Origin of the sequence: Mumia zhuanghuii (assembly GCF_042681565.1) — a bacterium.
Classification (GTDB): Bacteria; Actinomycetota; Actinomycetes; order Propionibacteriales; family Nocardioidaceae; genus Mumia.
Genome location: NZ_JBHUFT010000008.1, coordinates 491,558 through 503,401, shown reverse-complemented (window position 1 = coordinate 503,401; position 11,844 = coordinate 491,558). Strand labels below are relative to the sequence as shown.

The window sequence follows — 11,844 nt, the reverse complement described above, 5'->3', positions numbered from 1 at the left end:
TCAGCGGCCGCCGACGAGCGTGCGGGCGACCAGCGGGACGCCGGGCCGGTACGCCAGGTGCACCGCCGAGGGAGCGTCGAGGATCGCGAGGTCGGCACGCGCCCCGACCCGCAGGTGGCCGATGTCGTCGCGACGCAGGGACGCGGCCCCGCCGAGCGTCGCCGCGCCGAGGGCCTCGTACGGAGTCATCCCCATCTCGCGCACGGCGAGCGCGAGGCAGAACGGGATCGACGACGTGTAGCTGCTGCCCGGGTTGCAGTCGCTCGCGAGCGACACGGTGACGCCGGCGTCGAGGAGCCGGCGCGCGTCGGGGTACGGATGGCGGGTCGAGAACTCGACGCCGGGAAGGAGCCCCGCGACGGTGTCGGAGGTAGCGAGCGCCTCGATGTCGGCGTCGCTGAGGTAGGTGCAGTGGTCCACCGCGGCCGCGCCGAGCTCGCAGGCCAGCTGCACCCCCGGGCCGTACGACAGCTGGTTGGCGTGGACGCGCATGCCGAGGCCCGCGTCGCGTCCGGCGGTGAGGACGGTGCGGGCGGCGTCGGCGCCGAACGCACCGTCCTCGCAGAAGACGTCGACCCAGCGCGCGTACGGGGCGCAGGCGTCGAGCATCGGGCCGGTGACGAGGTCGACGTAGGCCTCGGGCGTGGTGCCGTCCGGGACGACGTGCGCACCGAGGTAGGTGGTCTCGGCGGTGAGCTGCGCGGCGATCGCCAGGGAACGCGCCTCGTCGTCGACGGTGAGGCCGTACCCGCTCTTGATCTCGACCGTGGTGGTCCCCTGGCGCTGCATCTCGGCGACGAGTCGGCGGACGTTCGCCTCGAGGTCGGCGTCGGACGCGGCGCGGGTGGCGGCAACGGTGGTGCGGATGCCGCCGGCGGCGTACGGGCGCCCGGCCATCCGCGCCTCGAACTCCGGCGCGCGGTCGCCCGCGAAGACGAGATGGCTGTGGGAGTCGACGAAGCCCGGGACGACCGCGGCGCCGGCGACGTCCAGCACCTCGTCGGCGGCGGGCGCGTCGGCCGCGTCCCCGACCCACGCGACGACGCCGTCGGCGAGGACGAGCGCGGCGTCCTGGCGGAGCGGGCGCTCGTTCTCCCACGTGACGAGCTCGCCGATGTGGGTGAGGAGCAGCGCTCGCGCACCCCCGCCACCGCTGGTTGAGCCTGTCGAAACCCCGCCACCGCCGGTTGAGCCTGTCGAAACCTCGGCCCCGCCGGTTGAGCCTGTCGAAACCCCGCTCACACGCGCCCCCAGATCGCGGCGACCGCGCGGCGCATCCGCTCGGCGATCTCGTCGGCCCCGTACGGCAGGTCCTTGGGCGGCTCCACGTCCGCGGCCGTCGCGGCCCACAGCGGCTCGCCCGCGCCAGCGAGCCGTACGGAGTCGCGCAGCGTCGACGCGTCGGCGCCGGCGAGATCCGGTGCGAACCCCAGCGAGGCGTAGCCCGTCCGCGTCGCCGCCTCCGTCAGCTCCGCCGCGCTCCACGCCCCGCGCGTGCCGCTGACCAGCCGTTCGTGCATCTCCACCGCCCTCGCCTCCGCGAACAGGTCGATCACTGTGTTGCTGTCCGACCCGAGCGTGAGCCGCGCCCCGGCGTCGCGCAACCGGGTCGACGGTCCGACGCCGTCCGCAAGCTCGGCCTCGGTGGTCGGGCAGAAGCACACGTACGCCCGCGCATCGCCGAGCGTCGCGATGTCGGCCTCGGTGAGATGCGTGGCGTGAACCGCCGTCGTGCGGGGCGTCCAGGCGCCGGCGTCGGCGAGCAAAGCGACCGGGGTATGGCCGGTGGCGGCGAGGCAGTCCTCGTTCTCCCGCGGCTGCTCGGAGACGTGGACGTGCAGCGGCGCCTCCGGGAGTGCGGTGGCGACCGTGCCGAGCTGGCCCGGCGGCACCGCCCGTACGGAGTGGATCGCGGCGCCGACCACGACGTCGTCCGCACCGGCGTGGCGGGCGGCGAGGTCGCTCACGCGCAGCGCCCAGGCCTCGGCGTCACCGTCGGAGAAGCGCCGCTGGACCCCCTCAACAGGCCGCCCAAACCCCGCCGCGAGATAGCACGTGTCGAGCAGGCAGATCCGCAGCCCGACCTCGCGCGCAGCAGCGATCAGCGCCTCGCCGGTGGCGTTCGGGTCGTCGTACGGGACACCGTCCGGGCCGTGGTGCAGATAGTGGAACTCGCCGACGACGCCGATGCCCGCGAGCCGCATCTCCGCGTACGTCGCCACGGCAAGGTCGTGGAGGAGGTCCGGGTCGAGCACGCCCGCGACGGCGTACATCTGGTCCCGCCAGGCCCAGAACGTGTCGCCGCCGACGCTGCGCCCGCGCAGAGCCCGGTGGAAGACGTGGCTGTGACAGTTGGCGAGCCCGGGGAAGGCGCTCATGCGAGCTCCCGCACCACGCGTGCGAGTGCCTCGACGCCTGCGGCGCAGTCCGCGTCGTCGGCGTACTCCTCCGGCGAGTGGGACACGCCGGTCGGGTTGCGGACGAACAGCATCGCCGTCGGTACGAAGGCGCTGAGCACGCCCGCGTCGTGGCCCGCCCCTGTCGGCAGCAGCGGGGCGTCGAGGACCTGCGCGAGGCGTTCACGCAGGTCGAGGTCGAACGCGACCGCCGGGCTTGACGACTCGACCGCGACCTCGACCCGCACGCGTGACGCCGAGGCCGCCTCGCGTGCGTCGATGAGGATCGCGTCGAGCATCCGGGCTAGGGCGGCCTCGTCGTCCGCACGGGCGTCGAGCCAGCCGGTGACCCTCGACGGGATTGCGTTCGCGCCGCCCGGCTCGACGGTGATCCGCCCGAACGTCGCCCGCGCGCCCTCCTCGTACGCCCGCCGGGTGGCCGCGACCACGGTGGCGGCGTACGCGGGCATCGGGTCGCGCCGGTCCTCCATCGGCGTGGTCCCGGCATGGTCCGCACGTCCCTCGAAGTCGAGCCGCCACCGCCCGTGCGGCCAGATCGCCGTCGCGACGCCGACCGGCTCTTCGGAGTGGACGAGCGCGCGGCCCTGCTCGACGTGCAGCTCGACGAACGCGCCGATACGGCCGAGCCACGCGCTCCGGCCGACCCTACGGAGGTCTCGCCCGCGGGCGGTCAGGACCTCCGCGAGGCTGAGCCCGTCGCGGTCCTTGAGCGCGAGCGCACGGTCAGCGTCGAGCGTGCCGGCGGCGAGGCGCGAGCCGGCGCACGCGACCCCGAAGCGCGCCCCCTCCTCGTCGGCGAAGCACGCGACCGCGATCGGACGCGAGGGCGTGAAGCCGTCTGCGCGCAGCTGATCGAGCGCCGCGAAGGCGGAGACGACGCCGAGCGGACCGTCGTATGCGCCGCCGTCCGGGACGGAGTCGAGGTGCGAGCCGAGCAGCAGCGCGTCGGATCCTTCCCCCCACCACGCCACCTGGTTGCCGTTGCCGTCCTCCTCGTACGCCATGCCACGCGCGGCCGCCTCACCGGCGAACCACTCGCGTAGCTCCATGTCGGCGTCGCTCCACGCGAAGCGACGATAGCCGCCCGTACGGGGATCGCGACCGACGCACTCGATCGGGGCGAGAAGCTTCACGCCTCCTCCATCGGCGCTTCTTCCATCGGCACGCGCACGCCACGCTCGTGCGCGACGTCGCGCGCCCGGTCATACCCGGCGTCGACGTGCCGCATCACGCCCGTCCCAGGGTCGTTCGTCAGCACCCGCTCGATCTTCTCGGCCGCGAGGTCGGTCCCGTCGGCGACGATCACCTGCCCCGCGTGGAGCGAGCGGCCGATCCCGACGCCACCGCCGTGGTGGAGCGACACCCACGTCGCGCCGGAGGCGGTGTTGAGGAGTGCGTTGAGAAGCGGCCAGTCCGCGATCGCGTCGGAGCCGTCGGCCATCGCCTCGGTCTCGCGGTACGGCGACGCGACCGAGCCGGAGTCGAGGTGGTCGCGCCCGATGACGAGCGGCGCGCTCAGCTCGCCCGACGCGACCATCTCGTTGAAACGCAGCCCGGCGCGGTGCCGTTCGCCGTACCCGAGCCAGCAGATGCGCGCCGGCAGCCCCTCGAAGTGGACCTTCTCCCCCGCCTGCGTGATCCAGCGGCGCAGGTGCTCGTCCTCGGGGAACAGATCGAGGATCGCGCGGTCGGTGGCCGCGATGTCGGCGGGATCACCGGACAGCGCCGCCCACCGGAACGGGCCTTTGCCCTCGCAGAACAGCGGGCGGATGTAGGCGGGGACGAAGCCGGGGAACGCGAACGCGCGGGCGTACCCACCCTGGCGTGCCTCGTCGCGGATCGAGTTGCCGTAGTCGAACACCTCCGCGCCGGCGTCCATGAACCCGACCATCGCCTCGACGTGCTTGGCCATCGACGCGCGGGCGCGTGCGGTGAACCCCTCCGGGTCGCGCGCCGCCTCGGCCTTCCAGTCCGCGACGTCGATGCCCTCGGGGAGATAGCTCAGCGGGTCGTGCGCGCTCGTCTGGTCGGTGACGATGTCGATCTCGACGCCGCGCGCGAGCAGCTCGGGGAACACGGTCGCCGCGTTGCCGACCACCCCGACCGACAGCGGGCGGCGGTCCTTCTTGGCGGCGAGGACGCGCTCGACGGCGTCGTCGAGGTCGGCGGTGTACTCGTCCAGGTAGCCGTGCTCGACGCGTCGCGCGAGCCGCGTCTCGTCCACGTCGACGACGAGGACCACGCCCTCGTTCATCGTGACCGCGAGCGGCTGCGCGCCGCCCATGCCGCCGCAGCCGGCCGTGAGGGTGAGGGTGCCGGCGAGGGTCGGTCGGTCACCCCGTCGGTCGAGCCTGTCACCCCGTCGGTCGAGCCTGTCGAGACCCCACAGCTTCCGCGCCACGGCGCCGAAGGTCTCGTACGTGCCCTGGAGGATCCCCTGCGTGCCGATGTAGATCCACGACCCGGCCGTCATCTGGCCGTACATCGTGAGCCCCTCGGCCTCGAGCCGCCGGAACTCGGGCCACGTCGCCCAGTCGCCGACCAGGTTGGAGTTGGCGATGAGGACGCGGGGCGCCCACGCGTGCGTACGGAACACGCCGACCGGCTTGCCGGACTGCACGAGCAGGGTCTCGTCGTCGTCGAGGGTGCGCAGCGTGCGGACGATCGCGTCGTACGCCTCCCAGCTGCGCGCGGCGCGTCCCGTACCGCCGTAGACGACAAGGTCCTCGGGGCGCTCGGCGACGTCCGGATCCAGATTGTTCATCAGCATCCGCAACGGGGCTTCGGTCTGCCACGAGCGGGCGGTGATCTGGGTGCCCCGCGGCGCCCGTACGGGTTCGTGGCTCATCGTGGTGCCTCCTGCTCAGGTCCCGTCCCCGATTCGGGCACTTCCCCACCGATTCGCACTGGTGATTCGGTGGGGAAATGCCCAAATCGGGGACGGAGCGTGCCGGTACGGACGAGGGTGACCGTGGAATCGATCTCGGGGGCGAGGAAGCGGTCCGGGCCGGGCCCGGGGACGTGCTCGCGGAGCGTACGGATCGCCGCGCCCGTGATCGGCGACGGCGCGAGCGGCGCGCGCAGATCGATCCCGCGCGCGGCGACCATGATCTCGATCGCGAGCACCCGGGTGAGGGCGTCCACGGCCCTGCGGAGCTTGCGGGCCGCGGACCAGCCGAGCGAGACGTGGTCCTCCTGCATCGCGCTCGACGGGATCGAGTCGACGCTGGCCGGCACCGCGAGGCGCTTGAGCTCGGCGACGAGCGCGGCCTGCGTGTACTGCGCGATCATCGCGCCGGAGTCCACACCCGGGTCGTCGGCGAGGAACGGCGGCAGTCCGCGGTTGCGCGAGACGTCGAGGAACCGGTCCGTACGGCGCTCGCTGATGCCGGCGACATCGGCGACCGTGATCGCCAGGAAGTCCAGGACGTACGCCAGCGGGGCGCCGTGGAAGTTCCCGTGGGACGAGACCCGCCCGTCCGCGAGGACCGACGGGTTGTCGATCGCGGAGGCGAGCTCGCGCCCCGCGACGAGGGCCGCATGGTCGAGTGTGTCGCGGGCGGCGCCGTGGACCTGAGGAGTGCAGCGCAGCGAGTACGCGTCCTGGACCACCCCGTCGCCGTGCCGGTGGCTCGCCACGATCTCCGACCCGGCGAGCAGCGTCCGCAGGTGCGCGGCCGACGTGGCCTGCCCCGGGTGCGGCCGCAGGGCCATCAGCTCCGCGGAGAACACCTGGTCCGTCCCGAGCTGGCCCTCGATGCTCATCGCGGCCGCGAGGTCGGCGGCGTCGAGCAGGGCCCGCACGTCGTGAAGCGCGAGGACGAGCATCCCGAGCATCCCGTCGGTGCCGTTGATGAGCGCGAGGCCTTCCTTCTCGGCAAGGACGACGGGGGTCAGCCCGTGGTCGGCGAGCGCCTCGGCCGCAGGGCGTACGACACCGTTCTCGGTCACCTCGCCCTCCCCCATCACCGCGAGTGCGCAGTGCGACAGTGGCGCGAGGTCGCCGGAGCAGCCGAGGCTGCCGTACTCGCGCACCACGGGTGTCAGGCCCGCGTTGAGCATCGCCGCGTACGCCTCGGCGACCTCGAGCCGCACGCCGGTGTGCCCGCTGGCCATGGTCGACAGGCGCAGCAGCATGAGCGCCCGTACGACCTCGTCCTCGACCTGCGGGCCGGTGCCGGCCGCGTGGGAGCGGATCAGGCTGCGTTGGAGCTGCGTGCGCTGCTCGGCCGGGATGTGCCGTGTCGCGAGCGCGCCGAACCCCGTCGAGACGCCGTACACCGGCTCGTCGGAGGCGGCCAACGCCTCGACGTGCGTACGGGCGGTCTTGATCGCGGAGCGTGCCTCCTCGGACAGGGCCACGCGGGCTCCGTCGCGGGCGACGGCGACGACGTCCTCGGGGGCGAGCGGCCCGGGGCCGACGATGACGGTGTGCATGGGTCCATTCCACGGCGCGGGCGTGCCGCACCGCTACGGCGCCGCGCTGGCTCGTGTCTCGCATCCGAGACAGCGGCCATTGCGGTCGATCGGTGCCGCCATGTGACACCGATCGACCGCGCAGAGCGCCGCAGCACGGCGCGGCAATCTCGGATCCGAGACACTGACCCCATGTCCCGTGCCGTCCCCGCCGCGACCGCGACGCTGCGCGCGTTGCGGTTCCTGTCGGGCCAGCCCGTCCCGGTCCCCGCGAGCCGCATCGCGAGCGAGATCGGTTTGCCCCGCTCCTCCACGTACCACCTGCTCGCGGCGATGGCCGAGGAGGACTTCGTCGTCCACTACCCCGAGGACCGCACCTGGGGGCTCGGGGTCGGCGCGTGGGAGGTGGGGCTCGCCTTCGCGCAGCAGGAACCGCTCGCCCGCCTCGCCCGGGTCCCGCTCGCCCGCCTCGTCGACACGCTCGGCCAGTCCGCACACCTGGCGGTCCTCCACGGCTCGGACGTGCTCTACGTCCTCGAGGAGCGGGCGCCCGGCCGCCCGTCGCTGGTCACCGACGTGGGCGTACGGCTTCCGGCGCACCTAACCGCATCCGGGCGCGCGATCTTGTCGACGCTCGCCCGGCCGCAGGTGCGCGCCCTCTATCCGGATGCCGCCGCGTTCGTCAGCCGTACGGACGTTGGCCCCGCGACGCCGACCCAGCTGCGTGACCTGCTCGGCGAGACCCGGCGCCGCGGGCATGCCACCGAGGACGGCGAGGTGACGCCGGGGTTCCGGTCCGTCGCGGTCGCGCTCAGCGCGCCTGCGGTCCGTGCTGCCGTCGCCGTCACGTGGGAGTCGTCGGCGGACGTCTCCGCCGACGCGGTCGTCACCGCCGTACGGAGCACCGCCGCGACGCTCGACCGCCGCCTGCACGCCCGCTGACGGGCTACTGCCCCGTACGCCCGTCGATGCACTCGCGGAGGAGATCCGCGTGACCGGCGTGGCGCGCGTACTCCTCGATCATGTGCACCAGCACGTCGCGCAGCGGGATCTCGCCACGCTCGGTGTCGCGCGCGACCGTGCCGAGGTCCGAGACGCCATCGACGAACGCCTCCGCGTACGCCACTTCGTCCTCCCAGCGGCGCCACGCGTCGGCCACGACCTCGTCGTCGGCGACCGCACCGTTGAAGTCGGCGTCGCGGTCCTCCGCCGTCCGGTAGTAGCGCGGCGCGTCCTCACCCGCCATCCGCTGCCGGAACCAGGTCCGCTCGACATCGGCCATGTGCCGTACGAGGCCCAGCAGCGACATCGTCGACGGCGGCACCGAGCGGCGCGCCATCTGCTCGGCGTCGAGACCGTCGCACTTCATCCGCAGCGTGAGCCGGTACACGCGCAGGTAGTCGAGGAGCGTCTCGCGCTCGCCGACTGACTGCGCGTCGGAGTCGCGCGGGTCGTCCTGGGGGTCGACCCACATGTCCGGGAACTGCCGTTCGCTGCTCATCTCGGCAGTCTCTCAGGCACAGACGCCTACTCGTCCACCCAGAATCCGCGACCGCCGAACCACCCTCCGTACGACCCGCCGCCGTACGCACTGCCGCTGTCACGAGACCCGAGATAGCTGTCGACGACGGCGACGCCGAGGTCCTCCAGCTCCGGCGCGACCACGCGTCCGTCGACGCGCCGCGCCATCTGCTCGATGAACCGCGCGAGCCCGGGGTCCTCGCCGAGGCGGAAGAACGTGGTCTGCGCGCCGAGCCGCCCGACGTCGTCGAGGGCACGGACGGTGTGCGCGACCGTACGAGGCGACGGCGGATATGTGAAGAAGACCTCGCCGTCGGGTTCGAGGTGCGACGTCGGCTCGCCGTCGGTGACGATGAGCAGCACCGGCTGCGCGGAGGGGTGCTTGCGGAAGTGCCGGTGCGCGAGCAGAAGCGCGTGGTGCAGGTTGGTGCCCTTGTCCCACTTCGCGTCGAGCGCGGTGAGCTGGTCGATGTCCATGACCTCGGCGTACGGGCCGAACCCGACGAGCTGCAGGTGGTCCCCGCGGAACCGGCTCTGGATCAGCGTGTGGAGCGCGAGCGCCGTGCGCTTCATCGGCACCCACCGCCCGTCCATCGCCATCGAGAACGACGTGTCGACGAGGAGCGCGACCGCGGCCTGCGTGCGCGCCTCGGTCTCGCTCACCTCGACGTCTCGGATGTTGAGCCGGACCCCTGCACCGGCGTCGCCGCCCTCGGCGGTCGTACGGAGGACCGCGTTGGTGAGCGTCTTCGTGACGTTCCACGGCTCGGTGTCACCGAACTCCCATTCGCGCGATTCGCCCGAGAGCTCGCCGGCTGCGCCCGCACGCCGGACGTCGCGGGCACCCTGGCGGCCGGACATCCGGTTCGCGACGTCGCGCAGCAGCGACCGTCCGAGTTGGCGGATCGCCTTCGGGGAGAGGCGCAGCCCGCCGTCCGTCCCGCGCTTGAGGGCGCCGCTCTCGCGCAATGCCCGCTCGAGCTCGGCGAGCGCACGCGCGTCGACGGCCGCGTCCTCACCGAGGAGGTCGCCGAGCTTGTCGACGTCGATGTCGCTCATCCGCGCCCCGGGATAGGACTGCGAGAGCTGCTCGCCGAGCGCGTCGAGGTCCGCGAGCTCCTGCAGGACGCCGGTGCCGTCGCCGAGTCCGAGCCCCTGCTCGCCGTCGAAACGCTCCGACCCCGACCAGTCCTCGCCGGGCCGAAGCGCCTGGAGGTTGACGTCGAGCTGCCCGAGCGCGTCCTGGAGATCGGCGCTGCCGAAGGCCTGGGCCGACAGCGCCATCAGCTCCTCGCGTTGCTCCGGAGTCATCGAGTTGAGCATCCGTTGCGCGGCGGCGGAGCGGGCGGCGAGCGCGTCGATCAGCTCGTCGACGTTCTGCGGGTCCTCCGGGAAGAAGTCCCCGTGCTTGTCCATGAACTCCCGGAACTGCTCCTCGGTGTCGTCCCCGCGCCGGTGCGCGTCCAGCAGGCTGTTGAGGTCGCGCACCATCTCGGCGACGGCCTCGCGATCCTCGTCGGTGGCGTTCTCGAGCGCCTGCTTCATGCCGGAGAAGCGCTGGTCGAGCATCTCGCGACCGAGCAGGTCCTTGATCCGCTCGAAGTCCTCGCGCGCCTGCGTGCTGCGCCAGGAGTAGTCCGCCAGCTCGGAGACGGCGGACGCCGGGGACGACGGCAGGCTCTCCATCCGCATCTCCGCGAAGCGTGCGTCGTCGTCGAGATCACGGGCGAGCTGCTTGCGCTCCTCGAGCACCGCCCGGTCGAGGAGCTCGCGCACCTCGCGCAGCGTGCCGTCGAGGTCGTGACGCTCCAGCAGGCTGCGCCGGCGCTGCGCGACGCGACGTGCAAGGTCGTCGAGGCCCTGCTGACCGTCCGTCCCGCGCCGCAACACCTCACGCATCGCGTGCTCGGGCGAGTATCCAGCCATCACGTCCTCGCCGATGGCCTCCAACGCCTCGGCGATGTCGACCGGTGGCGCGAGCGGATCACCGCCCGCGTACCGGCCGTACCGGCTCTCGTGCCTGCTCATCTGTCACCTGCCGCGCTCATCCGTACACCGTCTCCCCGCCACCGGAGTCCTTGCTGATCTTGCGCGCGAGGAAGAGCCCCTCCAGCGCCAGCTCGAGCGCGCTCGCCCGCTCGCCGTCGCCGGTGGCGCCGAGCCGGGCCATCACCTCGTCGTACAGGGCCGACTCTCCCAGCACTGGGAGGCCCGCGAGGAAGTCGCTCGCGGTGACCTGGTCGCCGGTCGTCACCGTCGCACCGGACGCGAACGCCTCGACGAGCAGCGCGAAGTCGATGCCGCGCAGCCGGTGGCGTACGGTCTCGGCGGTCGCCGTACGGAGGACGTGCTCGAGGATGGCCCGCTCGCGACCCTCCTCGCCGGTCTCGAACTCGACCTTGCCGCCGAGCACGTCCACGGCGGTCTCGAGATCGACGACACGGGCCACGGCGGTGTCCTCGCCCCGTACGGTCGCGCGGTGCAGCGCCGCGGCCGCGACCGTCTCCGCACCTGCGATCGAGAACCGTGCGGACACACCTGCACGCTGGTCGACGGCCTGCGACTCGCGCAGCGCCCGCGTGAACCGGGCGAGGATCTCGAGCAGGAAGTCGGGCACCTGCGCGACCAGCGCGGCCTCCTGCCGGACCACGGCGATCTCGTCCTCGAGCTCCAGCGGGTAGTGCGTCCGGATCTCCGCGCCGAAGCGGTCCTTCAGCGGCGAGATGATGCGCCCGCGGTTCGTGTAGTCCTCCGGGTTGGCCGTCGCCACGACCATGACGTCGAGCGGCAGCCGCAGGACGTACCCGCGGATCTGGATGTCGCGCTCCTCCATCACGTTGAGCATCGCGACCTGGATGCGCTCGGCGAGGTCGGGCAGCTCGTTGATCGCGACGATCCCGCGGTGGGAGCGCGGCACGAGCCCGAAGTGGATCGTCTCGGGGTCGCCGAGCGAGCGCCCTTCGGCGACCTTCATCGGGTCGACGTCGCCGATCAGGTCGGCCACGCTCGTGTCCGGCGTCGCGAGCTTCTCGGCGTACCGCTCGTCGCGGTGGCGCCACACCACCGGCAGCGCGTCGCCGAGCTCGGTCGCGCGCCGACGCGAGGCGGGGGTGATCGGCTCGTACGGGTGCTCGCCGAGCTCGGATCCTTCGATGACCGGGGTCCACTCGTCGAGGAGCCCGGCGAGCGAGCGCAGCAGACGGGTCTTGCCCTGGCCGCGTTCGCCGAGCAGCACGACGTCGTGCCCGGCGATCAGGGCGCGCTCGAGCTGCGGGATGACCGTGTCGTCGAGCCCGTGCAGGCCGGGCCAGGGATCACGCCCCTCGGCGAGCGCGGCGAGCAGGTTGTCGCGGACCTCCTCGCGGAGGGACTTCTGGACGTGGCCGGAGGCGCGGAGCTCGGCGACCGTGCTGGGTGCAGGCGCATTCATCTGCTCCACGCTAGTCCGGTGCACCCCGGATCACCGACCGTCGTTCGCTGACGGCGGACA

At 72.9% G+C, this 11,844-nt stretch carries 9 protein-coding genes; 1 reads left to right on the top strand and 8 read right to left on the bottom strand.

The genetic code is table 11. The annotated features are described in order from the left end of the window. From hutI to hutH, 5 genes are all read right to left on the bottom strand, one after another. A complete protein-coding gene (gene hutI / locus ACFSDF_RS10705; protein WP_377159045.1) occupies positions 1-1,131 on the bottom strand; it encodes an imidazolonepropionase in 1,131 nt (376 codons plus the stop codon). A gap of 107 nt (positions 1,132-1,238) precedes the next feature. Further along, positions 1,239-2,378, bottom strand: a complete 1,140-nt coding sequence (locus ACFSDF_RS10700; protein ID WP_167007389.1) for a formimidoylglutamate deiminase — start codon at positions 2,376-2,378, stop codon at positions 1,239-1,241. Further along, on the bottom strand, positions 2,375-3,550 hold the full coding sequence (locus tag ACFSDF_RS10695) for an allantoate amidohydrolase (protein WP_167007386.1): 1,176 nt from the start codon (positions 3,548-3,550) through the stop codon (positions 2,375-2,377). Before ACFSDF_RS10695 ends, ACFSDF_RS10700 begins: the two co-directional genes overlap by 4 nt. After that, positions 3,547-5,265, bottom strand: coding sequence for a urocanate hydratase (gene hutU, locus ACFSDF_RS10690; RefSeq protein WP_377157492.1), 1,719 nt, complete (start codon positions 5,263-5,265; stop codon positions 3,547-3,549). Before hutU ends, ACFSDF_RS10695 begins: the two co-directional genes overlap by 4 nt. Beyond that, positions 5,262-6,854, bottom strand: coding sequence for a histidine ammonia-lyase (gene hutH, locus ACFSDF_RS10685; RefSeq protein WP_167007380.1), 1,593 nt, complete (start codon positions 6,852-6,854; stop codon positions 5,262-5,264). Before hutH ends, hutU begins: the two co-directional genes overlap by 4 nt. A 171-nt stretch (positions 6,855-7,025) precedes the next feature. On the opposite strand from hutH, the gene ACFSDF_RS10680 reads away from it, so the two are divergent. Then, positions 7,026-7,775, top strand: coding sequence for an IclR family transcriptional regulator (locus tag ACFSDF_RS10680; protein ID WP_167007377.1), 750 nt, complete (start codon positions 7,026-7,028; stop codon positions 7,773-7,775). A gap of 4 nt (positions 7,776-7,779) precedes the next feature. Here ACFSDF_RS10680 and ACFSDF_RS10675 read toward each other — a convergent pair whose 3' ends face one another. The 3 genes from ACFSDF_RS10675 to ACFSDF_RS10665 are packed head-to-tail and all read right to left on the bottom strand — an operon-like array spanning position 7,780 to position 11,784. Then, positions 7,780-8,334: a DinB family protein gene (locus ACFSDF_RS10675; protein ID WP_208322489.1), complete on the bottom strand. Its 555-nt coding sequence runs from the start codon at positions 8,332-8,334 to the stop codon at positions 7,780-7,782. A 26-nt stretch (positions 8,335-8,360) separates the two neighbouring features. Beyond that, positions 8,361-10,382, bottom strand: a complete 2,022-nt coding sequence (locus ACFSDF_RS10670; RefSeq protein ID WP_167007374.1) for a vWA domain-containing protein — start codon at positions 10,380-10,382, stop codon at positions 8,361-8,363. Between the two features lie 16 nt (positions 10,383-10,398). After that, positions 10,399-11,784, bottom strand: coding sequence for an AAA family ATPase (locus ACFSDF_RS10665; protein ID WP_167007371.1), 1,386 nt, complete (start codon positions 11,782-11,784; stop codon positions 10,399-10,401). Between the last annotated feature and the right edge of the window lie 60 nt (positions 11,785-11,844).